Source organism: Amycolatopsis sp. NPDC001319 (assembly GCF_042896185.1).
In the GTDB taxonomy this organism is placed as follows: domain Bacteria; phylum Actinomycetota; class Actinomycetes; order Mycobacteriales; family Pseudonocardiaceae; genus Amycolatopsis.
Genome location: NZ_JBIAWY010000009.1, coordinates 331206 through 357826 on the forward strand (window position 1 = coordinate 331206; position 26621 = coordinate 357826).

Below are 26621 nucleotides of genomic sequence, written 5' to 3' on the forward strand. Positions count from 1 at the left end.
TGGGGCCAGCGTACCCATCCGAATCCGGATGATCGCCGGACAGCCCGTGCCGCCGGTGGTCACCAGTTGATGTCGTAGGGGAAGAAAACCTCGTCTTCCGGCGCGGTCTTGCGGGCGGCCAGGACCGTGGTCGCGGTCGCGCCGGCCGGCACGCGCAGCGGCGGGTTTTCCTGCTCGATGGTGTCGGCCACGACCTTGGCCACCTCCTCGGGCGTCACGACGTCGCCGCGGGTCTTGGGCAGCTCGTCGAACAGGGGACCGTAGGGGTCGTCGTCGGTGCGGTAGACCTTGGCTTTCGCGCCGCCGTCGGTGGCGACCACACCGGGCTGGACGAGGCTGACTTTCACGCCGAAGTGGCCGGTTTCGATGGCCAGCACCTCGGCCATGGCTTCCACCGCCCACTTGCTCATCCCGTACGGGCCGATGATCGGCAGCACCATCCGGCCCTGGATGCTGGAGAGGAACACCAGGTGGCCGGAGCCGCGTTCGCGCATACCAGGCAGAGCGGCCTGGACGACGCGCAGCGCGCCGAGTGCGTTCAGGTCGAACAGCCGCGCGACCTCGGACACCGGGACGGTCTCCAGCGGCGCGCGCATGGTCTCGCCGGCGTTGTTGACCACGACGTCGATCCGGCCCGCGGCCTTGATCGCCGCGTCGACGCTGGCCTGGTCGGTGACGTCGAGCCGGAGCCGCTCCGCGAGGGGCAGATCGGCCAGGTTCTCGGGGTTGCGGGCGGTGCCGATGACGCGGTGGCCACGGCCGGCGAGCTCCAACGCCATGGCGCGGCCGATTCCCTGGGAGGCGCCGGTGATGAGGATGGACGACATGTCTGGATCTCCAGTTCGCAGAGTGGTTGGGGAGAGTCACGGCGGCGGACGACACCTCGCCGCGACCCCAGCGTCGGTCTCGTCGGCGACGCTACCACGTATGTATGTCGGACGACATAATTTGAGCCACCCGGCAGAGTGATCCAGCCGACCCGCCGGGTCAGTCGCGGGGCTTGGTGACCGCCTGCGCGCGGCTCGCCACGACGTCGCGGACCGCGTCGAACGGTTCGGTGCTGCGCAGCGCGCGGGAGGTCACCATCGCGCCCTCGACACCGGCCACTGTCGCGTGGGCCAGCTCGCGGGCGCCGGCCGCGTCGGCACCGAGCACGACGAGCTGGAGCGCCAGGGTCTCGACCATGAGGAAGAACGCGCGCCGGCTGGCGGCACCCAGTTCCTCGGAGGAATCGCCGATCTCGATCACCAGCGGGGCGATGGTGCACCCACGCCCATAACCGCTGGTCTGCATGCCCTCACGGGCCAGGTCGACGTAGGCCCGCACCAGATCCTCGGCCGTGGCGGCCTCCCCGGCGAGCCGGTTGATCATGTCGACCTGCTCGCGGGTGTGCTCCTCGGCCGCTTCGGCGGCCATCTGCACCTTGCCCTCGGGAAAGTGGTGGTAGATCGACCCGCGCGGGGAGGCGCTGCGCTCGACCACGTCGGACAGCGCCATGGCGCTGTAGCCGTGTTCGCGGATGAGCTGGCGGGCGGCCCCGACCATGCGCTGCTTGGTGTCTGAACGTCGAGCCATGACCCGAGTCTACCGCTTTCCATGTATGACGAACGACATATTGAGTGGCACGGGAGACTATGACGTGCGACATAATCGGGGCTCTGCACAGGTCGATCACGAGGAGTCCCGCCATGAGCCGTAACGTGCGTTTCCACCGGATCGGTGGTCCCGAGGTGCTGCAGTTCGAAGAGGCGCCCGAGCCGGAGCCGGGTCCCGGCGAGGTGCTGATCCACACCCGCGCGTGGGGGCTCAACCGGGCGGACGCGCTGTTCCGCCAAGGGCTGTACAGCGTCAGCCCGGTCTTCCCCGCCGGCCTGGGTTACGAAGCCGCGGGCGTGATCGCGGCCGTCGGCGACGGGGTCGACGGGCTTCGGGTCGGCGAAGCCGTCAGCGTTCTGCCCGCGTTCAACCTGCTCGACTACCCGATGCACGGCGAAGCGGTTCTCGCGCCCGCACACGCCGTCGTGGCCCACCCCGAAGAACTCTCCTTCGAGCAGGCGGCCTCGACGTGGATGCAGTACATCACCGCCTACGGTGGCCTGGTGGAGATCGCCGGGACGCAACCCGGGGACACCGTGGTGATCTCGGCCGCGTCCAGCAGCGTGGGCCTCGCGGCCATCCAGACCGCCCGGCGGGCGGGGGCGAAAACCGTGGCGCTGACCCGTACCAGCGCGAAGCGGCAACAACTTCTGGACGCCGGCGCGGACGTCGTGATCGCCACCGCCGAAGAGGACGTCGTCGCCCGGATCCGGGAGCTGACCGACGGCCGGGGCGCAAGGGTCATTTTCGACGCGGTCGGCGGCCCGGTCCTCGCGACGTTGGTCGAAGCCGCTGCCGACAACGCGATCCTCGTCGTCTACGGCGTGCTCGACTTCACGCCCGCGACCGTGAACGTGATGGCGTTGCTGCTCAAGCGGCTCACCGTCCGCGGCTTCGGGGTCATGGAGCTCGCCTCCGACAGCCGCCGTCTGGCCGCCGCGGTGGACCACGTTCGCGAGGGCATTGTCGCCGGGGACTTCATTCCCGTCGTCGACAAGGTGTTTCCGATGGACGACTTCGCCGAAGCGCACCGCTACCTGGAGGCCGGCAACCAGGTCGGCAAGGTCGTTGTCGCGGTTTCGCCCGGGAACCCGGAGACTGGACCGCGCAAGTGAACCAGCGCTCGTCAGGTTCCGAGGCCGCGCCGGGCAACGCTCTGGTTCTGGGCGGCGGTGGCCCGGTGGGGGCGTCGTGGACCTCGGCTCTGCTGAACGGATTGCGGGCTGCCGGAGTCCCGCTGGCCGAGTCCGATGTGGTCATGGGGACGTCGGCCGGCTCGGTGGTCGGTGCCTGGCTGACGATCCAGCCCGACGGCCTCGCGGAAGTTCCGGCTCTGATGCGTGAACGTGCCACCTGGCACGCGAAAAACGCGTCAGCCGGGCGCCCGGACACCCAACTGTTCGAAGCGCTCGTGACGGATGCCGAGAAAGGTTCGGCGGGGGCGGTCGGCCGGGCCGCGATGGTGGCGATGCCACCGATTTCCGTTGACCGGGCTGAAGATCTGTGGCAGGCGATGCTGCCCGCGGGCCCGTGGTCGCCCCGGCTGCGGATGATGTCGGTGAACGCCGGTACCGGCCAGGCGCGGGCTTGGTCGGCTTCCGACGGCATTCCCCTCGCCGTCGGGGTCGCCTGTTCCACCGCGGCCCCCGGTGTCGCTCCGCCGGTCACGGTGGACGGCGGGGTCTGGCTGGACGGGGGAGTGCGGACCGGCACCAACGCCGACCTGGTCGTCGACCTGCGCGCCGAGACCGCCGGTGCTCGGGGCTCGGAGCCGGGCCGGGTGCTCGTGGTCGCACCGTTGGCAGCCCAGGACCTCGAGCGCGAAGAGGCATTTCTGGTCGAGCGGGGCTACCGCGTCCGCGTCGTCGTCGCGGACCCGTTTTACCGCGCGCCGGTGGATTTGCTCGATCCGCGCTTCATCGACGTCGGGGCCACGGCGGGTGCCGAGCAGGCACGTGACCTGGCTCCGGAACTGCTCGCTTGGTGGAAGGGCTGATCCGGCACGAAGGTCACGTCAGGCGCCTCGACGGGAGCAAGCTCGCTCCCGTCGAGGCGCCCGACGTGGTGTGTCGTGAAGCGGTCAGAGGACGGGGTGCTGTCCGCGGACCGGGCTCAGCGTCTCCAGCACCGAGGCGAGGTGCAGGATCGTGGACTCCGCGTACCAGGAGGCCGCCAGTTGCACGCCGATCGGCAGGCCGCCGGCGGTCGTCCCGAAACGCATGGACAGGGCGGGGAGCCCGGTCAGGTTGAACGGGACGGTTGTCGACATCACGTGGAAGATGCTGAGCGTCTTCCCGTCGAGGGTGAGCTCCGTGGCTCCGCGCTTCTGCGCGGGGGCGGTGGTCACCGGGAGCAGCAATGCGTCGTACTGCTGGAAGTACGCGGCGAAGCCGTCGCGGAGCCGCTCGATGCCCTGCTCGGCGTGCACGTAGTCCTCAATGGACGTTTCGGGGGCGTCGCGCATGAACTTGGTCGCCTTGTACATCCGGTCGGCGTGGCCGGCGGTGGCCTCGGCGTAGGCGGGCTTCACCTCCATCACGTGCTGCAGGTTGAACAGTTCCAGCGGGGTGTCGCGTTCGAGCGCCGGGATGCTGACGGCGTCGACGTGAACCCCGGCGCCTCTCAGCGCTTCGGCGGCCGCCTGCACGGTCGCGGCGACCTCGGGATCGACGGGGCCGAGCCCGGAGTCGACCAGCCAGCCGACGTGGACGGTCCGCTCCGGCGCGGCGCCCAGGCCGGCGTCGAGACCGGCGGGGACGGTGGAGGAGAAGCCGTCGGCGCCGTCGGGGCCGGCGAGGAACGAGTACGCCAGCGCGAGGTCGCGGATGGTGCGCGCCATGGGGCCGGCGTGCCAGTCGCGGCGCGGCTCGCGCGGCCAGGCGCCCGTCATGGGAATGCGCCCGTGTGTCGGCTTGAGGGACACGATTCCGGTGTTGGCGGCCGGTCCGCGGACGGAGATGGCCAGGTCGCTGCCGAGCCCGAGCGGTGACATGCCGGCGGCGATCGCCCCGGACTCGCCGCCGCTCGAACCGCCGGCGGTGCGGTCGAGGTCCCAGGGGTTGTTCGTGTCGCCTGTCAGGAGGTTGTCGGAATCGACGGCGTAGGAGAACTCCGGGAGGTTGGTCTTCGCCAGGAGGATCCCGCCGGCGTTCTTCAGCCGCGCCACCGCGGTGGCGTCCGTGTCCGGGACGCGGCCGGCGAAGATCGGCGAACCGCGCTGGGTCAGCACGCCGGCGGTGTCGAACGAGTCCTTGACGGTGAAGGGCACGCCGTGCAGCGGCCCCACCTCGACTCCCGAAGCGAGCTCTTCGTCCGCCGCTTTCGCGGCCTCCAGGGCCCCTTCGGCGACTGTCACGACGGCGTTGACCTTCGGGTTGGTGGCCTCGATGCGGTCGAGGTGCGCTCGTACCACCTCGACGGAGGACGCCTTCCCGGTGCGGATCAACTCCGCGAGCTCGGTCGCGTCGGACCAGATGAGATCGGACATCGTGATTCCTCTCCTGGACCGGCCATGACATTAGACCGGTCTACTAGTTGATGGCACCCGAAGACCGGGCGACGGGGACGTGCGAAATCAGACGTGCAGAACCTGGCGGGTGACCGCCAGGGCCCGGTCGAGCTGGGCGGCGCTGCCGTGGATCTTCGCCAGCATGCTGGCCCCGAGCCACAGGTCGTACAGGGTCTCGGCCGTCGCGCGCGGAGTGTCCTGAATGGACACCGACCCGTCCGCCACGCCGTCGGTGATCATCTGCTCGATCCGGTCGATGATCGCCGCGGTCCCGGCCTTCGTCGTGACGCGCATGGCCTCCGACAGGTCGGCGATCTCCGCGCCCAGCTTGACGACCAGACAGCCGCCCTGGCAGTCGTCCGCGGCCTGCGTGTCGTGGAAGTACTGCCAGTACTGCATGAGGTGCTCGGCCGAGCTCTTCGCCTTGTCCGCGACGATGCGGTCCATGGTGGCGAAGTAGTCGTCGAAGTAGCTCTTCATCATCGCCTCGCCGAAGGCGTCCTTGGAGTCGAACCAGTGGTAGAACGACCCTTTCGGAACGCCCGCGTCGGCGAGCACCTCGTTGATGCCGACCGCCGCGTAACCCTTGGCCAGGACGATCCGCCGGGCGGTGTCGAGCAGGCTTTTGCGGGTGTCGACTTTGGGTGGCATGGGGCGACCGTAGCAGCAGATTAGACCAGTCGTCTAGTGGCGGTCTCGAAATCGGGTCAGAGGTGTGCTTCGCGGGCCCAGACGTCCAGTGCGCGCCTGTCTCCCCGCACGTCCAGGCCCGTCGCGTCGCGCCGGTTCCACAGCAGCAGAAGCAGTTCGCCCGGCTGGGCGGTCACCTCCGTGTCCACTGTGGCGGGCCCGCGGCCGAACTCCGGTTTGTCCGGCCCGATCCGCACCCACCACCGCGATCCGGTTTCGGAGCACGTCAGGCCGAGGGAAGTGGGCACCGTGGCCCGCAACGTGGCGGCATAGCGCTGGGCGAACCCGGTGACCATCTCGTCGACGCCGTCCGCGGCGAGTGCCGGGTCGAGGCTGGTGCCGCGGAGGCCGCTTTCCCGGCCGGCGTTGCGCGCGTCCACGGCGTGGACGACGGTCTCGTGCACCATGCGCCGGGCCCAGTACAGCCGAGGCTCGGCGGCGGGCCACATCGTCCAGCAGGCCAGGCCGGCCGGCGCGGTTCGAAGGGCTTCGAGCACGCTGTGGTGAGCCGCGGCCAGGGACTCGATGGGATCGGCGAGGGAATCGGGGTCCGACCCGGGCAGGGCGGGTGGCCTGCTTCGCGCACCTCGGACGATCAGCTCGACCCAGCGGTACACGCTCGTGGTGTGCGTCACGAGGTCGTCGAGTGTCCACTCGGGACAGAATGGGACGCGGTCGGCGGGGCCGGCCCGGCGGGCCGAGGCCACCAAGGCCGGGCCCTGTTCTGCCAGCTCGTCGAGGTAGTACCCCACGTCGGGCGGCGGACGATGGACCGCGGTCTGGCTGCCGTGGCTGGACTGGGGGTTCATCGATGTGCTCCGATATCCGCCTGAGCTTTCGTATGTATGTCAGCCGACATAGTATCGACGGCGTGATCATCGTCAACCGAAGGCGCGCCCCGGCCGGCGGGAAGACGTCACGGACTCGAGCAAGGAGCACACATGTCGCAGCCACACGGCGGAGGACCGGTCTACGCGCTCAACCTCTTCGACATCGCCGACCGCGAGGAGTACCTGGCCTACTCCCGGCGATCGCCGCGGGAGGTCGCCGCGCACGGCGGTCGTGTGGTCGCGCTGGGCCGGTTCCAGGAGTCGGTCACCGGCGACATCGAGCCGCGCAAGGTCATGATCGTCGTCGAGTGGGAGTCGCGCGCGGCCTTCGACAGCTACCGCAACGACCCGGCCCTGGCCGACCTGCACCCGCACCGTGAGAACGGCTCGTCCTCCTACGTCTGGCATCTGTTCGACCGTCTCGACGACCTGCGTCCCCTGCTGCGGCCGGAGTCCTGACCCCGCGGCGGGTCACACGGAGAGCTCTTGCGCCTCGACGGCCCGGCAGTACTCGAGTTGCTGCTGTGCCAGCTTCCGGACTCGTGCCAGTGATGCGATCCGCTCGTCGATGAGGTCGATCTTGGACTGCAGGCTCTCCTGTGCTCGCGCGTGGTCCAGCACGCCGTCGGTCATCTCCTGGCAGAAGGCCAGGATCTCGCGCAGGGAGAACCCGATCGACTTCCCGGAGGCGATGAGGTCGGCCGTTTCGACGTCCTTCTCCGTGTAGTGCCGATAGCCGTTGTCGCTGCGGCTGCCGGAGAAGAAGCCCACCTTCTCGTAGAAGCGGATCGCGTCGTCCGAGACGCTGATCCCCGGCTTCGGCCTCGAGGAGATGATGAACCCGTCCGTCGACGGCGGCACGTACAGCTTCGGGTTCCACGGCCAGGTCGATCTCGCCACGTTCCTCACCCAGGGCAAGGAAACCGCCTTCCTCACCCCGTTCTACCGGCTGACCTCGGTGCGGCCGGACGCCGAGGAGTACGGCGTCGCCCACTACCTGCCGCACGTCACCGGCCCGAACGGCATCCGCGGCGGCTTCCAGCACTACGGCGCCATGGTCGAGGACGGCAAGGCCAACCGGGCGGAGTTCACGACCCGGCTCCCGATGCCGGTCCTGGTGCTCCACGGCGACCACGGCTACTTCCGCGACCAGCTGCTGGCCGGCGCCCGGCAGGTCGCCGAGCACTTCGAAACCGATGTCATCCCGCAGGCTTCCCACGCGTACGCGTTCGACAACCCGCAGGCCACCGCCGAGCGATTCCAGCGGTTCTTCGCGGTGTCCGACACGGAGCGGCTGGTCGTCGTCGACGAGATCCGGCAGTTCATGGCCCAGTACGTCTCCTACGCTGACCGCAAGCAGTTCGACCGGCTCTCGCAGCTGTTCGCGCCGGAGGCGAACTTCACGATCCACGACCCGCAAGGCGCGCAGGTCATGCGGATGACCGGCCCGAAGGAGATCGAGGACGTCATCACCACCAGCGTCGACGACGCCACCGCGATCCACCACCTGTTCTCCTTCACCACCGAGGTCCACTCGCCGGTCGCCGCGTCCTCGACCGTCGCCATGGAGGACTGGATCGACGGCAGCACCCTCAAGGTGCGCGGCTACGGCCACTACCACGGCGAGTTCGCCAAGGTCGACGGCTCCTGGCGGATCGAGAAGTTCGTCCAGACCCGCCTGCGCACGGACGTGCTCTCGTGAGTGCGCCGCCCCAATAGTTCTCTCACCGAACCAGCCTGTGCTACAGTCCTCGATAGTTCGCTCACCGAACTTACGGTGCGCCGAGTTCGCAGGTGCGTCGATCGGCTGACGGATCGCTCTTGCCGTGAGGCCGGACGCATTTCCTACGGAGGTGGACGATCGTGAACGTCGAGAGGCACGCGGCGGCTGGGGCGCGGCCCGCGGCAGAGGGGGCGACGGTTGCGCTGGCGTGCGTGGCCACCGCTTTGGCGATGGTCATGTTCACGTTGCCCATGAGCACGTTGGTCACGCTGGCCAACACCATGGGCGCGAGCGTGATGGGACGCACCTGGATGCTCAGCGCCGCCAGCGTCGGGCTCGGCGCGGGCCTGCTCGTCAGCGGCGCGCTGGCCGACAAGCTGGGCCGCCGCACCGTTTTCGTCATCGGCGCGGCGGTTCAGGCGGTCTTCCTGTTCGCCGGCGCCGGGCTGCCCAACCCGACCTTGTTCACGATCGCCCGCATCGGACAGGGACTCGGCGCCGCCGCGATGCTGGCCACCAGTCTCGGGCTGATCGCCCAGGTCACCACCCCCGGACACCAGCGCACCCGAGCCACCGGCCTGTGGGGGGCGAGCCTCGGCGTCGGGATCCTCATCGGACCCCTGCTCGCGGCGCTCCTTGAGCCCGCGGCCGGCTGGCGCAGCCCCTACCTGCTCGTCGGGCTGCTCAGCGCGGGCCTGACCGTCTTCTCCCGGGTTCTGCCCGCCAACCCCGCGAGCCCCGCACCGGCCGGACGCATCGACTACCTCGGCGCCGCAGCCCTGATCGCCGGCCCGAGCGCACTGCTCGCCGGACTGGTTCTCGGCCGCACCGGCTGGGGTCAGCTCGCGGTCCTGGTGTTCCTGGCCGCGGGAATCCTCATCATCGCCGCCTTCGTCGTCCACGAACGCCGCACCGAACACCCCCTGGTCGACCTTCGGCTGTTCACCAACTGGCAGTTCGTCACGGTCACCGCCGCCGCCTTCACCGCCGGATTCGGCGTGATCTCCCTGACCTCCTACACGCCCACGCTCGTCGAGCAAGCACTGCACGGCTCCCCGCTCGCCGGCTCCGTTCCGCTGGTGATCTGGTCCGGCCTGAGCGTGCTCGTCTCCCTGGTCGCCCGGCACCTGCGCGGGCGCGTCACCCCCGAAACCCAGCTCGCCCTCGGGCTGGTCGTCATCGGCGCCGGCCTCGCGACCCTCGCACCCCTGCACGACGGCGCCACCCTCCTGCGCCTGGCCCCCGGCTTCGCGATCGCCGGCATCGGCACCGGCCTGCTCAACGCCTCGCTCGGCGCCCAAGCCGTCGCCACCGTCCCCGCCCACCACGCCAGCATGGGCAGCGGCGTCAACAACACCGCCCGCTACCTCGGCTCCGGCCTCGGCGTCGCCGTCGTGACCTCGACCGTCAACCCGGCGTCGCCACAAGCACTTCTGCAGTCATGGGCGGTCCCCGTCACCATCTGCGCCGCCATCTCCGTGGTGATCGGCGTTGCCATCCCGCTCTACGCAAAGGTTTCCCGCAAAGGTGCGCGCGCCCGGGAAACCACGGTGGCCGGGTGAGGAAAACCCTTGGCCCGCCGCCCTTTCCGGCGGGCCCGCTCAGCGCAGGGGTACCAGCATGCGGTGCGGCTCGGAAAGGGCTTCGCTGACGAAGTCGTCGGCGTGATCGTCGTAGCCGGGCCCGGGAAGGACCACGAGGTCGGCCGGGGCGACCGCGCGGCCGCACGCGGAGCAGGAACCGTCCTGCGCGAGCAGGCCGGAATCCTCGACGTGCTGGAACACGCGGCGCGGACCGCGCTGGGAGAAGTGTTCGTCGCCCCAGACGAGCAGGTCGCGGACGACCGACCACAGGCCCACGCCTTTGTCGGTCAGCACGTATTCGCGGTAACCGTGGGTGCCGCGCGTCTCCGCCAGCACGCCGGTCTCGAGCAGGCCTTCGAGGCGCTCGGTCAGCACGGCGCGCGACATGCCGAGGTGGGCCTGGAAGTCTCCGAAACGGCGCACGCCGAAGAAGGCGTCGCGCACGATCAGCAGCGTCCAGCGTTCGCCGACGATCTCGAGGCTGCGCGCCAGCGAGCACTGCTGACCCGCGTAGTACTTGGGGAGAGCCATAAGTCCATGCTACCAGGGATGGTTCGTTGACCGAACCGCGTTGGCGGGCCGGCCGAAACGGCTGCCGCGGCGCGGGTGCGGCGGCTATTGTCACTGCCGTGAACGACCTGCCGGAGTTCCAGGCGCGTGAGCTCGCCGCGCTCGTCGAAGACCTGAGCGGGCTCGAGCCGCAGCAGTGGCGCTCGGCCACGTTGTGCGCCGACTGGGATGTCGAGGAGGTCGTCGCCCATCTCGGGGCGGCCGCGACGCTGTCGCGGTTCGCGTGGTTCCGCAGCATGATCGGGGCCCGGTTCGACGGGGATGTGCACAACCGGCGGCGTCTCGAAGAGTTCCGGGGCAGCACGCCGGAGGAGACGTTCGAGCGGTTTCGCCGGGTCGGTCCCATCGCCACGCCTGTGAAGCCGTCTCCGGCGGGGCTCGGTGAGGTGATCGTGCACGCCGAGGACATCCGGCGGCCCCTGGGGATCGAGCACGCGCCGGACGCAGAGGGGCTGCTCGCGGTCGCCCGGTTCTTCGCGACCAAGAACTTCGCGGTGAACAGCAAGACCATAGCCGCGGGGCTTTCCCTGCGGGCGACGGACGCCGGCTTCGCCGAGGGCGCCGGGCCCGAGGTCGCCGGGCCGCTGCTGTCGCTGGTGATGGTGATGGCGGGCCGGGCCGCGGTCCTGCCCGATCTCAGTGGTGACGGCGTGGCGGAGCTTCGCACCCGGCTGGGTTCCTGACCTGCGCGCGCACGGCCGGTTCCAGCAGCGACAACGTCCGCCGCTGCGCGTCCAGGCCGACGCGAACCCCGACCGGCATCGGCAGGTTCGGGCCGGCGTGTCCGAACTGGACGTTGCCCAGGACCGGGATGTCGCGGTCGCCGAGCACGTCGAGGACGATTTCGGCCAGCGTGGGGGAGTCCGGGGGCTCGGCCAGCCCGTCGATCGCGTGCGGGACACCCACGACCATGCCCGAGATCCGGTCGAGGATCCCGTGGTGGCGCAGGACGTGCAGGTAGCTCCACACGTACGACGCGAGGCCGCCCATCTCCTCCCAGAACAGCACCGCGCCGTCGAACCGGTCGAGCGGCAGCGCGAACTGCGTCGCCTGCACCAGCGCGATGCGGTTGATCACGCCGCCGACCAGCCGCCCTTCGGCCCGCCCGGCGCGCCAGCACTCCCACGACGGGGTGGCCGGCAGCGCACCGATCGCTTCGGTACTGGTCAGCAGCTTCGAGTAGAGGCTCTCCAGCTCGGCTCTGCGCGGTGCGGACGCCGTCTGCCAGTGGCCGCCGAGCCCGGGCGTGGCCAGGTCGGCGTGGAACCCGATCAGGCCCGTGCGCGCGTGGAGCACCAGGTGCAGCAACGAAATGTCGCTGTAGCCGAGGATCGGCTTGGGATCGGCGACGATCGCGTCGAAGTCGATCAGGTCCAGGTAGCCGAGCACCGTCTGGCCGCCGTCGTGCGCGATGATCGCGCGCACCTCGCGATCACGCAGGAGCCCGTTGAACTCCGCGGCGATCTCCGCCGGCGCCGCCGCGCTCCACCACCGGTGCCGCCCCGCTTCGAGCAGCGGCGCCCGGCCCACGCGGAAACCCATCCGTTCGAGCACGGCCACCGCCTCGTCGAGGTCGGCCTCGTAGGCGGCGTGCAACGGCCCGGACAGCGCCGCGATGACGACGAGATCCCCGGGCTCGACGGCGCGGGGGCGAAGCAGAGCCGATCCGGTCACCCGGCGCAGTATCCGCGGCCCCGCAGCACTTCGCGACGTATTTACCCGCGTGAGCTCAGGCCGACGGCAGCCGCGCGGCCACCACCGCGGCGATCGACTTCGCGGTGGCGCAGATGACGTCGAGCTTTCCCTTGTTCGCCTCGTCCGTGAGCTCCACGAGGACGACCTCGTCGCGTTGGGCGGGCGTGCCCTTCACGGTGGGCAGGGTGGGTGTGTAGGTGCGGTGGACGACGGTGACGTCGCAAACGTCGCCTTCGTCGTGCGGGTCGACGTACGCCGGGCGGCCGCCGACGGTCGTGGGGGTCTGGCCGTCGGGCGGGTCGGTGGCCAGGGGCCATTGGCGGTCGTAGTACAGGTCCACGGATTCCGCGTCGTCGCCCCAGGAGCAGGCCCAGTTCGCGAAGTACCGGTCCGTCGGGTAGTCCGGGCCGACGACGCGGCGGAGCGTGGCGTCGTCGACGAGGGTGCAGGCGTCGACGCTCGCCAGGGACGCCGGCGGGAACGGCTGGGCGCGGCGGGCGATGGGGCCGCGGACGACGCGCGCGTAGGCGTCGCCGACCACGGCGTCGGACATGGCGCACAGCTGCGGGGAGTCGCCGCCGTCGGCGCGGACGGTGCTGACGGTGACCAGCCGCAGGTCGGGCAGGACGAAGTAGCGGCGGCACTTGCCGGGGTCGGCGTTCGGGCGCTGGATGTCGCCGAGGCGGCCGCGGACCGGCGGCACCTGCGGGTACTCCTCCGGCGCGGTCAGTTCCAGGCTGGTGACGATCGTGCTGCCGTCGGCGAGGGTGGTGTCGAGGTCGCAGCGGGCGAACGTGCCGAGGTTGGGCTCGAGGAAGACCTTGCCGTACGGGGCCAGGGAGTTCACCGTCAGCAGCGAGCACGGGTCGGCGGTACGCGGGTCGCCGACGAGGTCCGACGTCGCGTTGGCGGACGGCGGCTCGCTGCGCGTGAAGACGAGGAACCCGGCCACCAGAAGGACCACGGCTCCGAGCACCCCGGCGGCGACGAGCTTGAGGCGCCGGGGGGGCCGCCGGCGGGGGAGCCGCGCGGTCGGGGCTCCGCTGAGGAGCGCTTCGGCCTCGGCGGCGGTGGGCCGGTTCGTGGGCTGCCGGTCGAGCATCACCGCCAGCGTGAGGGCGAGCGGGCCGGCGTTGCGCGCGGCGTCGACCTTGCCTTCCGCCGCTCGCCGCAGCTGCCCGAACGGCCCGTTTTCCCCGCTGCCCCAAGGCGAAACACCCTCGACGGCGGCGAACAGCGTCGCGCCGAGGGAGAAGACGTCCGCGGCGGGGCCGGCGGCGTAGCCGTTCGCCACCTCCGGCGCGAGGTAGCCCGCGGTGCCGCCGACGCTGGCGCTGCCGGTGAGCGTGACCTCGTCCCAGCGGGAGATGCCGAGGTCGGCGAGCTTGGCCGTGCCGTCCTCGGTGACCAGGACGTTGCCCGGCGTGATGTCCCGGTGCACCATGTCGCGCGCGTGCATCGCGACGAGCGCGGACGCGATCTGCGCCCCGATGGCCGCCGCGCGCTCCGGCTTCAGGGCGCCGTCGCTGCGCACGACCTCCTCCAGGCTGCGCGCCGGCAGGTACTCCATGACCAGCCACCGGTCGTCCCCGTCGACGACGGAGTCGAACACCGCCACCACGTGCTGGTGGTGCAGCGACGCACCCAGCCGCGCCTCACGCCGGATCTGCCCGCCGTCACCGTCGAGCGACCGCTTGAGCGCGACCGTCCGCCGCAGCTCCAGATCCGTCGCGCGCCACACGACCCCCATCCCGCCCGCGCCGAGGCGCTCCTCCAACCGATACCGCCCGGCCACCACCTGCGCAGACACGCGCACAGTGTAGGGGCTGGACGGCCACCGATTCACGCCAATCCGATGCTTGGCTCCGGCGCGGACCCGTCGCGGGATGCCAGGGCGGTGGCGCGGATCGGCCAGGACGCGGGAGCGGCCCGTTGCTCCGGGGTGGTTCCGGCCGGAGTCGGTCGCCCGCCCGAGGCCGTGGACGGGAGGGGCCACTGGCTTTCCGGCGATCATGGTCGCCGTGTCGGTTCTCTCGCCGGGCCACCCACTGTCCTATGAGGACGACGCCGGCACCCTCGGCGTCCCGGACCGCGGCGGTCCGGGACGGACGGTGGGTCAGCTGAAAACGACCTCGGCGTCGAGGAACTGGCGCAGGTTGGCCAGGAACACCTTCGGGTACTGGAACTGCGAGGCGTGGCCCGAGTCCGGGTAGATGATCAGCTGCGAGTTCGGGATGTGCTTCGCGAGGATGTGCGAGTTGACCGTCGGCAGCATGATGTCGCGGTCGCCGTTGACGATCAGGGTGGGCTGGGTGATGGCCTGCAGAGCGGTGTCACGGTCGGCCTCGGGCCACTGCGCCCAGCTCACCACGGCCTGCTGCTGACGCTCGCCGACGGCAGTGGTGGCCTCGGGGTCGTAGTCCGTGGTGCGCTGGTGGCGGCGCTGCCAGAAGTCGCGGCCGGCTTGCTCGGCGGCATCGCTGCGGCCGAAGAAGAGGTAGAGGTAGTCGTCCAGGGTCAGGTCGGGGTGCATGACGACGTCGAGGACCTTCGTCTCGGCCTCGCTCATGTCGCCGGCGGGCGGGATGGTGCCCAGCAGCACCAGCCGGCGCACGAGTTCGGGGTGCCGGAAGGTCAGGGCCTGGGCCACGGCGCCGCCGATGGAGAAGCCGACCACGTCCACCAGCGCGAGGCCGAGGGTACGCAGGAAGTCGGCGGCGAAGTCGGCCATGCCTTCGAAGGTCACCGGGACCTCGCCGGCCGATCCGGAGACGCCGACGCTGTCCAGCAGGATCACGGGCCGGTCGGCGGCCAGGCCGTCGGTCAGCAGCGGGTCCCAGTTGTCGAGGCCGCCGCGGAAGTGCTGCAGCAGCAGGACCGGTGTGCCGGTGGCGGCGCCGAAGCGGCGGTAGGCGATGCGGTCGCCGTTGACGGTGATGTGCTCGGTCGGGGCGGTGACGTGTGTGGTCATGACTTCTCCTCAGCAGCTGGCTTTCAATCAACAAGCTAGCCGTCCGGGAAACCGATCGGTACCCGCAGAAGCTATGGCGATGATCACGTAGAAACCACGAACTTCACCACGATTGAGAGCTAGAGTGGTACCGATCGGTACCCGGAAAGAGTGGTGAGATGGCACAGGAGACGGCCGGCCCGCGATCGCGGATCCTGGCGGTGGCGACCGAGCTGTTCTACCGCCACGGCATCAACACCACCGGCATCGCCGAGGTGGCCGACCGTGCCGGCGTGTCCAAGCGAACGCTCTACCAGCTGTTTCCCGGCAAGGGCCTGCTCGTGGCCGCCTACCTCGACGGCATCGCCGCCACCACCGAGCGCGACACCGGCGACGGCAACAACGAGTACAAGCTCTTCGACCTCGCCCTTTCCCCCCGCGAACGGCTGCTCGGGCTCTTCGATCGCCCCGCCCCCGTCGCCCGCTACCGAGGCTGCCCGTTCCACGACGCCGCCGTGGAGCTGGCCGGCCTCGACCACCCCGGCCTGCCGCTGGTCATCGAGCACAAGCACGGGATCCTGCGCCGCCTCATCGACACCGCCCGCCAGGCCGGCGCCACCGATCCGGACCTGCTCGGGCGCCAGGTCGCGGTCCTGTTCGAAGGTGCCATGGCACTGTCCACTTCGCTCAACAGCACCGAGGCGTTCGACTTCGCGCGCACCGCTGCCGTCGTGCTGCTGGACGCTGCATTGCCGGCCTAGCCGTGCGCCGGTCGATTCCCGAAGTACGCCTCACTCGGCGTTGTACTTGGCCTTCCACTCCGGCACCAGCGCCTCCTCCGTCGCGCCGCCGAAGGTGTAGGCGGGGGAGAGGATGGGGTGGACCTCGGCGACGTGGATGAGCACGGCGTGGTGGAACGGGTAGCCCGGGCCGTTGGCCGCCAGCAGCCAGTCGGAGAGCCACGTGTGCACGGGGTCGCCCGGGGGGAGGATCTCGGCGGTGCCGCGGAAGCGGTAGCCGCGGCGGCGGAAGAAGTCGATCGAGTTCACCTCGACCCGCGGGTCGTGCCGCAGGTTCTCGACGGTTCCCGGCGAAGCCATGTCCATGAACGCCAGGTGCTCGTCGTCGTACACGCTCACCGAGCCCTTGGGCGAGAGGTTCGGCGCGCCGTCGGGGCGCACGGTGGCCACGAAGGACAGTTTCGCGTCGGCCACCACGCGGCGCATGTCGTCGTCGAGGACGGTCATGGGACTACCTCTTTTCGGATGCGGCCGCGAAACAGCCGGTCGAGGCTGAACGCGAACGCGCGGGCGGGCGCGAGGGCCAGGAGCAGAGCCGCGGCGCAGGCGCTGAAGACCGAGGCGCTCAACGGCGCTTCCCAGCCGAGGAACAACGCCATGGACAACCCGAACACGAGCTGCAGGGCCGTCGCCGCCCAGGCCGACCATCGCAGGGCGACCCCGGCCAGCAGCGTGAGGCCCAGGGTGAGCTCCGCGACGGTCGCGGCCCACGCGGCGACAGTGGCCAGGCCGTCAGGCAGGTATGGGACGAGCTGGTGCGTGTACGCGGTGAAGGCCGCGAAGCCGCCCCACGCCACGTTGCCGGTGTGCGGCGGGCCCCAGAGACCGAAGCGGTCGGCCACCGCGGAGAGGAAACCGGCGGCCAGCGCCAGCCGCGCGAACACGGTCGCGACCGGCCACGCGCGCGACGGTACGGCGATGGTCGCCACCTCGTCCGCCACCTCGTCCGACACCGACATCAGGCCTCCTCCTCCGGCGAGGGTCGACCGTCCGGGTCCGTCCTCCCCTCGCGAACACCCTCGAGGCTAAGTCCTCGCACGCCGTGAGGGGAAAGACCGACCGCGGGCGAATTGAGTACTTTCGAGTTATGGATCTTGAAGCCCGGCACCTGCGCTACGTGGTGGCGGTGGCGGACACGCTCAACTTCACCCGCGCCGCGGAGCAGCTGAACGTGTCGCAGCCGGCGTTGTCGGCGCGGGTCAAGGCGATCGAGCGGCACCTCGGTGTCGCGTTGTTCCGCCGGACCACCCGTTCGGTGACGTGCACGGACGCCGGCGCACGGTTCGTCGAGCGCGCCCGCGAAATCCTCGGGCTCCTGGGCGATGCGGAACGCGAGGCCCGGCAGTCGGTGTACGGGCGGATGCTGCCGGTCGGCTTCTACGGCGTCGCGGCCGGCGACCTGACCGCCGAGATCATCGACCGCTTCCGGGAACGCAGCCCCGGCGTCGAGGTGGAGCTCAAGCGCCACGGCTGGGCGGATCCCTCGGCCGGGCTGCGCGACCGCACGACGTCGCTCGCGTTCGTGCGGCCGCCGTTCCGGTCCCACGGGCTGCGCCTGCTGGTCCTGGGCACCGAACCCCGCGTGGCCGGCCTGCCGTCGCGGCACCGGCTCGCCGGGCGCGACAGCGTGGACGTGACCGAACTGCTCGGCGACCCCGTCGCGGTCCGGCGCACGACGGACCCGGTGTGGGCCGAGTTCTGGTCCGGGGGCAGCGTCCGGCCGGCCGCGCTCAAGCCACGGCTGGTCGAGGTCGGCGACGTCGACGAAGAGCTGCAGGCGGTCGCCGCCGGTCGCGCGATCACGTTGACCGCGGCGGTGGCCGAGACCTACTTCCCGCGCGCGGGCGTCACCTACGTGCCTCTGACCGGGCTGCCACCCAGCCGTCTCGCTCTCGCTTGGCACGCGGACGAGACCGATCCCGTCTGCCACGCCTTCGTCGCCGCCACCCGCGACGTGCTCGCCCGGCGACGGGTCGCCCGCTGAGCTCAGTGGCCGGACATCCCGCCGTCCACCGCGAGGGTCGTGCCGGTGATGTAGGACGACGCGTCGCCGGCCAGGAACACCACGGCGGCGTCCAGCTCGTGCTGCTCGCCCAGCCGCCCGAGCGGGCTGTGCTGTTTCACGAACGGCAGGAGCACGTCGTCGGGGATGTCCTCGGTCATCTCGCTGGCGAAGTAGCCCGGCGCGATCGCGTTGACCCGGATGCCGCGGCGGCCTGACCACTGCTGGGCGAGGTCGCGGGTCAGCCCGATGACGCCCGCCTTGCTCGCCGCGTAGGCCGCCTGCGGCGCGTAGGACTTGATGAGCGCGAGCACGCTGCTGATGTTCACGATGCTCGACCCGGCCGCCATCACGCGCCCGCACGCCTGCGCGGCCCAGTAGACGCCGTTGAGGTTCACGTCGACGACCCGGCGGAACTCCTCGGGCGTCTCGCGGAGAGCCGGCACGGCGGTGCCGACGCCGGCGTTGTTCACGAGCACGTCGATGCGCCCGAACTCGGCGAGCGCGGCCTGCACCATGGCGTCGCAGCCGGCCGGGTCCGAGACGTCGGCAGTCACCACGGCGGCGCGCCGGCCCAGATCGCGAACGCTTGCGGCGACCTCGGCCAGGCGGTCGGCGCGGCGGGCGGCGAGGACGATGTCGGCGCCGGCTTCGGCCAGCGCGCGGGCGAACCCCGCGCCCAGCCCCGAACTGGCGCCGGTGACGACGGCGACCTTGCCGTCGAGACGGAAGAGATCGAGTACCCCGGTCACGGTCACCCCCGGCCGATCCGCGCGGCGGCGCGCAGCCCGGCGGCGGCGAGCGGGGCGACGGCGCCGCCGACCGACTCGAAGCCGGAGCCGCGCGTGAGCCCCTGCTGGTAGCGCGCGTGGATGCCTTCGGCGATCACGGCGATCTTGAAGTAGCCGAGCGCGAGGTAGAAGTCGAGCCAGCCCAGGTCACGGCCGCTGATCTCGGCGTAGCGCTGCGCCAGGTCGCCCACCGCGGGCAGCCGGTCGCTCGTGGACGCGGCCGCGCCGGCGAGCACGGGCGCGAACGCGGGGTCCGAGTACACCAGGTGCAGGCCGAGGTCGGCGAGCGGATCGCCCAGCGTCGCCATCTCCCAGTCCACGACCGCGCGGGCCGTCGCCGGGTCGTCCGGCGCCAGGATGATGTTGTCGATGCGGTAGTCGCCGTGCACGATCGACGCGCCGCTCTCGGCCGGGCAGGTCTCGGCCAGCCGCGCGTGCAACGCCTCGATGTCGGGCAACGGGCGGGTCTGAACCCGCTGCCACTGGTCGTGCCAGCGGCGGACCTGGCGGCCCAGGTACCCCTCGGGCCGGCCGAAGTCGCCGAGCCCCACCGCGTGCGGGTCGACGGCGTGCAGGCGGGCCAGCACGTCGACGAGGCCTTCGGCGCAGCGGCGGATGTCGTCGTCGGCCAAGGCGTCCAGCTGTTCCGTGGTCCGGATGACCACGCCGTCGACGTGCTCCACGACCGAAAACGGCACCCCGATGACGTCTTCGCCGCCCAGCACCACGGCGCGGGCCACCGGCACGTCGCTGTCGCGCAGCGCCGCCACGACGCGGTATTCGCGGCCCATGTCGTGGGCCGAGGGCGTGAGCCCGCCCAGCGGCGGCCGGCGCAGCACCCAGCGGCTGCGGCCGTCGGTGAGCACGTAGGTGAGGTTGGACCGGCCGCCCTGCAGCATTTCCGCGCTGAGGTGACCCCCGAAGCCGGGGATCTCGGCGGCGAAGAACGCCTCGAGCGCCCTCAGGTCGAGATCGTCCACTGTGGACGTCATCGCACGGCCTTCGAGTGGCGGCGCAGCACGCGGCGCGCGATGGCCCAGCGGTGGGTCTCCGACGGGCCGTCGTAGATGCGGAACGGGCGGACCTCGCGCAGGAACCGGCCGAGCAGCACGTCGCCGGAGATGCCGAGCGAGCCGCAGATCTGCACCGCGCGGTCGACCACGCGCCAGATCGCCTCGGCGCAGAACGTCTTCGCGATCGCCGTTTCCTGCGACGCGGGCCCGCCCCGGTCGAGCTCCCAGCACGCTTGCCGGATGAGTCCGCGCGAGGCCGCGATGTCGATCTCGTTGTCGGCGATCATCTGCTGCACCATGCCCAGGTCGCCGAGCCGCGAGCCGAACAGCTCGCGCTCGGCCGCGCGGGCGACGGCGATGTCCTGCGCGCGGCGGGCGATGCCGAGCCAGCGCATGCAGTGGGTCATGCGCGCCGGGCCGAGGCGGACCTGCGCGTAGCGGAAGCCTTCGTCGATTTCCCCGAGCACCGCGTCCTCGGGGACGACGCAGCCGTCGAAGTCGAGCTCGATGTGGCCGCCGAAGAGGCTTTCGTCGAGCGTGTCGATGTGCCGGACCACCTTCATACCGGGGGTGTCCGCGTCGACGAGGAACATCGTCGCGCCGCCCGTGTGGCCGGGTTCGCCGGAGGTGCGGGCCATGCAGATCGTGAACCCGGCGCCCTCGGCGCCGGTGATGAACCACTTGCGGCCGGTGATGCGCCAGCCGTCCTCGACGCGTTCCGCGCGCGTGGCCAGTGCACCCGGGTCGGAGCCGGCGCCCGGGGCGGGCTCCGTCATCGCGAAGCACGAGCGGACCTCGCCGCTCGCGAGCGGGCGCAGGTAGCGCTCCTTCTGCTCGTCGCTCGCGATCGCCTCGAGCATGTGCATGTTGCCCTCGTCGGGCGCGGCGATGTTCAGCGCGAGCGGGCCGAGCAGCGAGTAACCGGCCTCCTCGAACACGACGGCGCGCCCCCGCATGTCGAGCCCGTGGCCGCCGTACTCGGCGCTCACGTGCGGGGCGAAGACGCCCGCGTCCTTCGCGGCCTGCTGCAGCTGCCGGCGGACGTCGTCGGAATGCACCACGCCCTTGTGCTCTTCTTCGACGGGGATCACCACGTCGCGGACGAACTTCGCGGTGCGCTCGGCGAGGTCGGCGACCTCCGGCCCGGGCGAGAGGTCGACGGCCATGGCGCTCTCCCATCGGCTAATGACTATTAGCCGGTGACTATAGGCGGTTTCTCGGGCTGTGTCACAGTGCGGTGGCATCAGTCACCCTGGTGGCCGTGAGTCGGCTATCCTGCGTTAGCCGAAGGGAGGTCGCGTGGACCGGTCCGGCCACATCCGTGAGGCCGCGCTCGAGCTGTTCACCCGCAAGGGGTTCGAGAGCACGACCATGGGTGACATCGGCGCCGCCGTGGGAATCCGCGGCCCCAGCCTGTACAAGCACGTCGCAGCCAAGCAGGACCTGCTGGTGGCGATCATGGTCACGACCATGGACGACCTGCTCACCGCGCACCGCGCCGCCGTCACCGGCGTCGCCGACCCCGTGGAACGCCTCCGCCGCGCCACCGAGGCCCACGTCCGCTACCACGCCCGTCACCGGCTGGAGGCCTTCGTCGGCACCCGCGAGATCCGCAGCCTGGCCGAGCCGCACCTGACCCGGGTGCTCGCCCTGCGCGCCGAGTACGAGGCCTGCTTCCGCGCGGTCGTCCAGTCCGGTGTGGACGCGGGGGCGTTCCAGGTGGACTCCGTTCGCCTCGCCTCGTACGCGATCCTCGACCTGGGCATGGGCGTCGCCGTCTGGTACCGCGCCGACGGCGAACAGTCCGAGGACGCGCTGGTGTGGCAGTACAGCCGGTTCGCGCTCCGGTTGGTGGGGGTCGCGGGCTAGTCCCAGTCGCGAAGCCACCCTCGGATCCACTGTGGACACTCTCGCCGAACGCGGGCTGTGTGCTGCCCTTGACAGCGATTGAATCACGGTTCACTATTGAATGACGGTTCATTCCTGCGTCACTCAGCCCGGAGGTCGAGACGTGACGAAACCCGGCAAAACCGACGCCCGACTCAGCCCTCGGGTGGCGGCGCGCCAGGCCGACGCGCGGCGGCGCATCCTGGAAGCCGCGCGCGTGGTGGTGGCCGAGCACGGGTTCGCGGCGGCGCAGGTCGCGGTGGTGGCGTCGGTGGCCGACGTGGCGACCGGCTCGATTTATCGCCATTTCCCCTCGAAGGCGTCACTGTTCTCGGAGATGCTGCGGGTCGTCTGCGAACGTGAGCTGGAGGTGGTGCGCGCCATCGCCGGGGAGGGCGGCCGCAGCGCGGGGGAGCGGATCGGCGACGCCGTGGCGACCTTCGTGGACCGGGCGCTGCGCGGAGACGGCCTGGCCTACGCCGTGATCGTCGAGCCCATGGATCCCGAGGTGGACCAGGTGCGGCTGGAGGCCCGCGCGGGGCTGGCGGAGGCGTTCGCGGGCCTCATCGAGGAAGGCGTCGAGTCCGGCGAGTTCGCGGCGCAGGACGCGCGCGTGCGCGGCGCGGCGATCGTCGGCGCGTTCCTGGAAGGCGTCGTGACCCCGTTGGCCGAACGCGACACGCAGCCGCCCGACCGGGAGGCGATCAGCGGCGAGATCGCCCGGTTCTGCCAGGCCGGCGTCGCCCACCCACACCCTGGAGGCAATCGATGACCGGCTTCACGCAGCAGCGCCCGATCCCGGACAACCTGATCCCGGATCTCAACGGGGTCAACGCGTTCACCACCGACAAGGTCGCCTCGTGGATCGTCGGGCAGTACTCGCCGTGGGCCGCGGAACGGGCGGCGGCGCTCGGGGCGAAGGTGTGGGATCCGCGCGTGCTCAAGGCCGCGCGCGACGCCCAGCGCCACACCCCCGAACTGCGCACCCTGGACCGGCTCGGCAACGAGGTCCACGACGTCGACTTCCACCCCTCCTACCACGAGCTGATGGCGCTGGGCTTCGGTTCCGGCGTGCATTCCCTGGCCTGGACGGCGGACCAGCCGGGCGCGCACTCGGCGCGCGCGGTGCTTTCCTACCTGTGGAACCAGATCGACGGATCCACGGCCTGCCCGCTAGGGATGGCCTACGCGTCGATCCCCGTGCTGCGCAGCCAGCCCGAGCTCGCGCCGTGGGCCGAGGCGATCGCGGCGGAGGGCTACGACCCCGCCGACGTCCCGATCGCCGGGAAGTCCGCCGGCACCATCGGCTACTTCATGACCGAGAAACACGGCGGTTCCGACCTGCGCGCCAACGTCACCGTCGCGCGCCCGGTGAACCGCCGCGGCCCCGGTGAGACGTACTTGCTCAACGGCCACAAGTGGTTCGCCTCGGTCCCGATGGCCGACGCCTACCTCACCGTCGCGCAGACCGAAGGCGGCGTCTCGTGCCTGCTGATGCGCTGAACGCCGGGCAACGTCGCGAGCCGTTTGTCGTAGAGCTGCTGGAACGCGGACAGGTCGCGGGCGACCACGCGCAGCAGGTAGTCCGGGTCGCCGAAGAGCCGTTGCGCCTGAACGACGTTCTCGACGTCGGCGACGGCTTCCTCGAACGCGGCCACGGTGGCGCCGTCGGACTCGCGCATCGTCACGAACACCAGGCAGTCGAAGCCGAGCCCGAGGGCCTGGGCGTTCACGTGGGCGCGGTACCCGGCGATGGTGCCGGACTTCTCCAGGGCGCGGACCCGGCGGTGACAGGGGGAGAGGCTGAGCTGCAGCCGTTCGGCCAGCTCGGTGATGGTCTGGCGGCCGTCGCGCTGCAGCTCGGCAAGAATCTTCCGGTCCAGGGCGTCCATGGCTGCAATTCTCCCTCATGAGCGGCGGATCCGGGGAACTTTGGAAACATTTCCCGGCCGGTTCGCCATAGCCTTTCCGCAGGTGGGGGACCTGGAGAAAGGAATATCGATGGCGATCGGCGGCATCTTCGCGTTCTGGGGTGTGTCGTTCCTGCTGGTGCTCACGCCCGGCGCGGACTGGGCGTACCTGATCAACGCGGGCCTGTGGAACCGCTCGATCCCGCTCGCGGTGGGCGGGCTGCTCGTCGGCTATGTGGCCCTCACCGCGGTGGTCGCGGCGGGCGTCGCCGCGCTGGTGGCCGGCTCGCCGGTCGTGCTGACGGTGCTCACCGCCGTGGGCGCGGTCTACCTGATGTGGCTGGGCGCGACGGCGCTGCTTCGCCCGGCCACGCCCGGGTCGGCGGCGGACGACGAGACCGGTTTGTGGCTGCGGCAGGTCGCGAAGGGTGCGGGCATCAGCGGCCTGAACCCCAAGGCGCTGCTGCTTTTCCTCGCGCTGCTGCCGCAGTTCACCGATCCGTCGGCGGCGTGGCCGGTGGCCGGCCAGATCCTCGTGCTCGGCCTGGTGCACACCCTCAGTTGCGGACTCGTCTACACGGGAGTCGGGCTGGGTGCCCGGGTGGTGCTGTCGGCGCGGCCGAGCTGGGCTCGCGCCGTGTCGCGGTTCTCCGGCGGGGCGATGATCGCGATCGGCACGACGCTGCTGGTCCAGCAGCTCGCGGCGTGACCGTCAAGGACGGTCCTTCTTGACCGGTCGCGTGGGATCGTTCGAGGCCGCGGAGATGACGGTGTCCATTTCGGACGCGGTCAGCGGAGCGTGCGTGAACGCCCGCCCCGCCGGCGCGAAACCGGCGAGCAGCACCTCCACATGTCGTTGCCACGCCTGGACTCCGGTGGCCCGCGTGGTGTCGGCGACGCCCTGCAGCGACCAGCACGCGACGGCGACGTCTTCGGCAGTGAGCTCCTCGCGGGCCAGGCCGTGCCGCTGCGCGCCGGCCAGGAGCAGGCCCTGCAGCTCCCGCGAGCGCCGCAGCAGGGGACCGGCGTCGGGCATGGTCCAGCGGTGCGCCATCAGGCCGCTGTGGGTGGCCAGCAGCTCGCCGATGTCGTGGAAGTACCCCGCCAGACCGGTGCCGTCGGCATCGTCGAGGTGGCGTTCGCCGATGGCGACGACGTCACGCAGGAGCCGCCGGCCCAGCTCGTCCAGGAGCGCGTGTTTGGTCGAGAAGCGCCGGTAGATCGTGCCGAGCCCGACCCCCGCCCGCTGGGCGACGACCTCGATGCTGGTCTCCACGCCGTCCTCGTTGAACGTGGCCGCGGCGGCGTCGAGGATGCGCGCGAGGTTGGCTTCGGCGTCCCGCCGCAGCGGGCGCGGGGTGTCAGGCAAGCGAAGGCTCCTCGGCGTCGGTCACACGTACTCGCCCGGCCGGTGGGCGGAGTCAGGGAAGTCGGCTCCCCGCGCCACATCCTCTCAGGCGCGCGTCTCGGCGAGCATGGCTTCCAGCTTCGCGGTGACCTGCTCGAACCCCAGCCCGCCCAGCACCAGCCGGTGCGGCGGACGGCCTGAGGCCACGGCGTCGACGACCGCGCGGGCCGCCCGCTCCGGATCACCCGGCTGGGTGCCGTTCATCTTCACCAGTGCGTCGCGCAGCACGCCGACCGTGCCTTCGTAGTCCTCGCGGATCGGCGTGGCGCTGTGCGAATACCCGACGCTGCCGGTTTTCGTGCGGAACGCGCCCGGCTCGATGACCATGACCCGCAGCCCGAGTGGTTCGACCTCCTGCCGCAGCGATTCCGAGATGCCCTCGACGGCGAACTTGGCGGCGTTGTAGTACCCGACACCAGGAAACGCGCGAACCCCGCCGACCGACGAGACGTTCACGACGCACCCGCGCCGGCGGGCCCGCATGCCGGGCAGCACCGCGCGGATCATGGTGGTGGTCCCGAAGAAGTTGACCTCGAAGACCTGCCGCAGCTCGCGTTCCCCGGTGTCTTCGACCGAGCCGTGCGAGCCGCCGCCGGCGTTGTTCACGAGCACGTCCACCGAACCGAACCGGGCCTCGGCGGCCGCGACCACCTCGGCGGCCTGCCCGGCGTCGGTGACGTCGAGCGGCAGGACCAGCACGCGCTCGCCGGCCCGGTGCGCGAGCCCGTCCGGCCGGCGGGCGGTCAGCACCACTCGGTCGCCGGCCGCCAGGGCCGCGTCGGCATACGCCTGCCCGAAACCGGACGTCCCGCCGGTGATCAGCCACGTCCGCACGGCAACCCAACTCCTTCCGTCAGCTCTGGAAGCGGAAAGGAATTTCCGGTTCCAGAGCTGACCATACGCTAAGCGGGAAGGTTTTTCCGCTTAGAGCTGTGCGAGCCCGCCGTCGACGGCGAGCTCGCCACCGGTGAGGTACGACGAGGCCGCGCCGGCCAGGAAAAGCGCCGGCCCGGCGGCTTCGAGCGGGTCGGCCGGCCGCTTGACCGGGACGTTCGCCGTGGCCCAGTCCCGCATCGCCCGGGCAACGTCCGGGTTGTCCGCGCCGGTCAGGGGAGTGGCGACGGCGCCGAAGCTGAGCGTGTTGACGCGGACGCGGCGGTCGAGGAACGCCGGCTGCCCCGCGAAACCGCGGCCCAGCGCCCGCACGCCGGCCTTCGCCGCGGTGTAGAGCGGGTCGCCGAGGGTGCCGCGGTGGAAGCCGACCGACGAGGTGAGGATCACCGAAGCGCCGTCGGCCAGGAGGTCGAAGCACGCGGTGACGGTGAAGAACGCGCTCTTGAGGTTCGCGTCGAAACCGTCCTCCGTGGTCTCGAACAACTCGGGGGCATTGGCGGCGCCGGCGTTCGCGAACAGCACGTCGACCCGGAGACCGAGTCCGGCGAGCTGGGCGGCCAACGACCGTGCGCCGGCTTCGCGCGCGAGGTCCGCCGCGATCCACGACGCCCGCGGCCCGATGCTCTCGGCCGCCGCCCGCAGCCGGGCCTCGTTGCGGCCGGTGATCACCACGTGGGCACCCTCGTCGGCGAACAGCCGCGCCGTGGCGAGGCCGATGCCGCTCGAACCGCCGGTGACGACGGCGGTCCGGGACTCGAGAGTCGTACCCAT

The 26621-nt window shown here is 71.2% G+C and carries 31 protein-coding genes; 12 read left to right on the top strand and 19 right to left on the bottom strand.

Translation table 11 applies throughout. The features are described from left to right. Positions 1-59: 59 nt before the first annotated feature. Together ACFY1H_RS32695 and ACFY1H_RS32700 are read right to left on the bottom strand one after the other, a co-directional pair. Entirely contained in the window at positions 60-827 is a 768-nt protein-coding gene (locus ACFY1H_RS32695; RefSeq protein ID WP_386952865.1) for an SDR family oxidoreductase, read from the bottom strand. Positions 828-987: 160 nt separating this feature from the next. Next, complete coding sequence (locus ACFY1H_RS32700; protein WP_366582789.1) at positions 988-1575, bottom strand: TetR family transcriptional regulator; 588 nt, start codon at positions 1573-1575, stop codon at positions 988-990. 113 nt (positions 1576-1688) lie between these two features. Here ACFY1H_RS32700 and ACFY1H_RS32705 point away from each other — a divergent pair, with 113 nt between their 5' ends. Both ACFY1H_RS32705 and ACFY1H_RS32710 read left to right on the top strand, forming a co-directional pair. Beyond that, the gene (locus tag ACFY1H_RS32705) at positions 1689-2711 is read left to right on the top strand and encodes a zinc-dependent alcohol dehydrogenase family protein (protein WP_386952868.1); all 1023 of its coding nucleotides are present in this window, start codon (positions 1689-1691) and stop codon (positions 2709-2711) included. After that, complete coding sequence (locus tag ACFY1H_RS32710) at positions 2708-3592, top strand: patatin-like phospholipase family protein (protein WP_366582791.1); 885 nt, start codon at positions 2708-2710, stop codon at positions 3590-3592. Before ACFY1H_RS32705 ends, ACFY1H_RS32710 begins: the two co-directional genes overlap by 4 nt. An 84-nt stretch (positions 3593-3676) precedes the next feature. Here the strand turns inward: ACFY1H_RS32710 and ACFY1H_RS32715 are convergent, their stop codons facing one another. From ACFY1H_RS32715 to ACFY1H_RS32725, 3 genes are all read right to left on the bottom strand, one after another. After that, on the bottom strand, positions 3677-5083 hold the full coding sequence (locus tag ACFY1H_RS32715; protein ID WP_386952871.1) for an amidase: 1407 nt from the start codon (positions 5081-5083) through the stop codon (positions 3677-3679). Positions 5084-5170: 87 nt separating this feature from the next. Further along, positions 5171-5755: a TetR/AcrR family transcriptional regulator gene (locus tag ACFY1H_RS32720; RefSeq protein WP_366584837.1), complete on the bottom strand. Its 585-nt coding sequence runs from the start codon at positions 5753-5755 to the stop codon at positions 5171-5173. Between the two features lie 56 nt (positions 5756-5811). Continuing rightward, positions 5812-6603 (bottom strand): maleylpyruvate isomerase family mycothiol-dependent enzyme, encoded by a 792-nt coding sequence (locus ACFY1H_RS32725; protein WP_386952874.1) that lies wholly within the window; start codon positions 6601-6603, stop codon positions 5812-5814. Positions 6604-6735: 132 nt separating this feature from the next. Here ACFY1H_RS32725 and ACFY1H_RS32730 point away from each other — a divergent pair, with 132 nt between their 5' ends. Then, entirely contained in the window at positions 6736-7083 is a 348-nt protein-coding gene (locus ACFY1H_RS32730; RefSeq protein WP_386952876.1) for a DUF1330 domain-containing protein, read from the top strand. Positions 7084-7095: 12 nt separating this feature from the next. Here ACFY1H_RS32730 and ACFY1H_RS32735 read toward each other — a convergent pair whose 3' ends face one another. Further along, positions 7096-7485 carry a MerR family transcriptional regulator gene (locus ACFY1H_RS32735; protein WP_386952879.1) on the bottom strand — a complete coding sequence of 130 codons (390 nt, stop codon included), beginning with the start codon at positions 7483-7485 and terminating at the stop codon, positions 7096-7098. Between ACFY1H_RS32735 and ACFY1H_RS32740 the strand changes: the two genes are divergently transcribed. Further along, positions 7460-8326 carry a nuclear transport factor 2 family protein gene (locus ACFY1H_RS32740; protein WP_386952881.1) on the top strand — a complete coding sequence of 289 codons (867 nt, stop codon included), beginning with the start codon at positions 7460-7462 and terminating at the stop codon, positions 8324-8326. The two genes, ACFY1H_RS32735 and ACFY1H_RS32740, sit on opposite strands and share 26 nt — an antisense overlap. Before the next feature lie 161 nt (positions 8327-8487). Next, positions 8488-9909, top strand: a complete 1422-nt coding sequence (locus ACFY1H_RS32745; protein ID WP_386952884.1) for an MFS transporter — start codon at positions 8488-8490, stop codon at positions 9907-9909. Between the two features lie 39 nt (positions 9910-9948). Here ACFY1H_RS32745 and ACFY1H_RS32750 read toward each other — a convergent pair whose 3' ends face one another. After that, a complete protein-coding gene (locus ACFY1H_RS32750) occupies positions 9949-10461 on the bottom strand; it encodes a helix-turn-helix domain-containing protein (protein WP_366584853.1) in 513 nt (170 codons plus the stop codon). Positions 10462-10559: 98 nt separating this feature from the next. Between ACFY1H_RS32750 and ACFY1H_RS32755 the strand changes: the two genes are divergently transcribed. Beyond that, positions 10560-11183, top strand: a complete 624-nt coding sequence (locus ACFY1H_RS32755) for a maleylpyruvate isomerase family mycothiol-dependent enzyme (RefSeq protein WP_366584855.1) — start codon at positions 10560-10562, stop codon at positions 11181-11183. On the opposite strand, the gene ACFY1H_RS32760 is transcribed toward ACFY1H_RS32755, so the two are convergent. From ACFY1H_RS32760 to ACFY1H_RS32770, 3 genes are all read right to left on the bottom strand, one after another. Beyond that, positions 11137-12174: an LD-carboxypeptidase gene (locus tag ACFY1H_RS32760; RefSeq protein ID WP_366584857.1), complete on the bottom strand. Its 1038-nt coding sequence runs from the start codon at positions 12172-12174 to the stop codon at positions 11137-11139. The two genes, ACFY1H_RS32755 and ACFY1H_RS32760, sit on opposite strands and share 47 nt — an antisense overlap. A gap of 55 nt (positions 12175-12229) precedes the next feature. Then, complete coding sequence (locus ACFY1H_RS32765; protein ID WP_386952888.1) at positions 12230-14005, bottom strand: serine/threonine-protein kinase; 1776 nt, start codon at positions 14003-14005, stop codon at positions 12230-12232. 306 nt (positions 14006-14311) lie between these two features. Further along, positions 14312-15166: an alpha/beta fold hydrolase gene (locus ACFY1H_RS32770; protein WP_386952891.1), complete on the bottom strand. Its 855-nt coding sequence runs from the start codon at positions 15164-15166 to the stop codon at positions 14312-14314. A gap of 158 nt (positions 15167-15324) precedes the next feature. Between ACFY1H_RS32770 and ACFY1H_RS32775 the strand changes: the two genes are divergently transcribed. Continuing rightward, positions 15325-15906, top strand: coding sequence for a TetR/AcrR family transcriptional regulator (locus ACFY1H_RS32775; RefSeq protein ID WP_386952894.1), 582 nt, complete (start codon positions 15325-15327; stop codon positions 15904-15906). 30 nt (positions 15907-15936) lie between these two features. Here the strand turns inward: ACFY1H_RS32775 and ACFY1H_RS32780 are convergent, their stop codons facing one another. Both ACFY1H_RS32780 and ACFY1H_RS32785 read right to left on the bottom strand, forming a co-directional pair. Next, positions 15937-16392, bottom strand: a complete 456-nt coding sequence (locus tag ACFY1H_RS32780; RefSeq protein ID WP_386952897.1) for a pyridoxamine 5'-phosphate oxidase family protein — start codon at positions 16390-16392, stop codon at positions 15937-15939. Further along, positions 16389-16904 carry a hypothetical protein gene (locus tag ACFY1H_RS32785; protein WP_366584867.1) on the bottom strand — a complete coding sequence of 172 codons (516 nt, stop codon included), beginning with the start codon at positions 16902-16904 and terminating at the stop codon, positions 16389-16391. The genes ACFY1H_RS32780 and ACFY1H_RS32785 overlap by 4 nt, the downstream gene beginning before the upstream one ends. 128 nt (positions 16905-17032) lie before the next feature. Here ACFY1H_RS32785 and ACFY1H_RS32790 point away from each other — a divergent pair, with 128 nt between their 5' ends. Further along, entirely contained in the window at positions 17033-17929 is an 897-nt protein-coding gene (locus ACFY1H_RS32790) for a LysR family transcriptional regulator (protein WP_386952901.1), read from the top strand. Between the two features lie 2 nt (positions 17930-17931). Here the strand turns inward: ACFY1H_RS32790 and ACFY1H_RS32795 are convergent, their stop codons facing one another. Genes ACFY1H_RS32795 through ACFY1H_RS32805 form a run of 3 tightly spaced genes read right to left on the bottom strand, consistent with a single transcriptional unit; the run spans position 17932 to position 20917 of the window. Next, positions 17932-18699 (bottom strand): SDR family NAD(P)-dependent oxidoreductase, encoded by a 768-nt coding sequence (locus ACFY1H_RS32795; RefSeq protein WP_386952904.1) that lies wholly within the window; start codon positions 18697-18699, stop codon positions 17932-17934. 2 nt (positions 18700-18701) lie between these two features. After that, positions 18702-19730: a phosphotransferase family protein gene (locus ACFY1H_RS32800; protein WP_386952907.1), complete on the bottom strand. Its 1029-nt coding sequence runs from the start codon at positions 19728-19730 to the stop codon at positions 18702-18704. Further along, positions 19727-20917, bottom strand: a complete 1191-nt coding sequence (locus ACFY1H_RS32805) for an acyl-CoA dehydrogenase family protein (protein WP_386952910.1) — start codon at positions 20915-20917, stop codon at positions 19727-19729. The genes ACFY1H_RS32800 and ACFY1H_RS32805 overlap by 4 nt, the downstream gene beginning before the upstream one ends. 133 nt (positions 20918-21050) lie before the next feature. Between ACFY1H_RS32805 and ACFY1H_RS32810 the strand changes: the two genes are divergently transcribed. The 3 genes from ACFY1H_RS32810 (at position 21051) to ACFY1H_RS32820 (ending at position 23141) form a co-directional block, all read left to right on the top strand. Further along, positions 21051-21620 carry a TetR/AcrR family transcriptional regulator gene (locus ACFY1H_RS32810; protein WP_366584877.1) on the top strand — a complete coding sequence of 190 codons (570 nt, stop codon included), beginning with the start codon at positions 21051-21053 and terminating at the stop codon, positions 21618-21620. A gap of 142 nt (positions 21621-21762) precedes the next feature. After that, positions 21763-22410, top strand: a complete 648-nt coding sequence (locus tag ACFY1H_RS32815; RefSeq protein WP_366584879.1) for a TetR/AcrR family transcriptional regulator — start codon at positions 21763-21765, stop codon at positions 22408-22410. Next, on the top strand, positions 22407-23141 hold the full coding sequence (locus tag ACFY1H_RS32820) for an acyl-CoA dehydrogenase family protein (protein WP_386952914.1): 735 nt from the start codon (positions 22407-22409) through the stop codon (positions 23139-23141). The genes ACFY1H_RS32815 and ACFY1H_RS32820 overlap by 4 nt, the downstream gene beginning before the upstream one ends. On the opposite strand, the gene ACFY1H_RS32825 is transcribed toward ACFY1H_RS32820, so the two are convergent. Continuing rightward, positions 23087-23530, bottom strand: a complete 444-nt coding sequence (locus ACFY1H_RS32825) for an Lrp/AsnC family transcriptional regulator (protein ID WP_386952917.1) — start codon at positions 23528-23530, stop codon at positions 23087-23089. The genes ACFY1H_RS32820 and ACFY1H_RS32825 overlap by 55 nt on opposite strands. A 109-nt stretch (positions 23531-23639) precedes the next feature. Between ACFY1H_RS32825 and ACFY1H_RS32830 the strand changes: the two genes are divergently transcribed. Next, positions 23640-24257, top strand: coding sequence for a LysE family translocator (locus ACFY1H_RS32830; protein ID WP_386952919.1), 618 nt, complete (start codon positions 23640-23642; stop codon positions 24255-24257). 3 nt (positions 24258-24260) lie between these two features. On the opposite strand, the gene ACFY1H_RS32835 is transcribed toward ACFY1H_RS32830, so the two are convergent. From ACFY1H_RS32835 to ACFY1H_RS32845, 3 genes are all read right to left on the bottom strand, one after another. Continuing rightward, positions 24261-24917, bottom strand: a complete 657-nt coding sequence (locus ACFY1H_RS32835; protein ID WP_386952922.1) for a TetR/AcrR family transcriptional regulator — start codon at positions 24915-24917, stop codon at positions 24261-24263. An 84-nt stretch (positions 24918-25001) separates the two neighbouring features. Further along, the gene (locus ACFY1H_RS32840; RefSeq protein WP_386952924.1) at positions 25002-25790 is read right to left on the bottom strand and encodes an oxidoreductase; all 789 of its coding nucleotides are present in this window, start codon (positions 25788-25790) and stop codon (positions 25002-25004) included. Positions 25791-25880: 90 nt separating this feature from the next. Continuing rightward, on the bottom strand, positions 25881-26621 hold the full coding sequence (locus ACFY1H_RS32845) for an SDR family oxidoreductase (protein WP_386952927.1): 741 nt from the start codon (positions 26619-26621) through the stop codon (positions 25881-25883).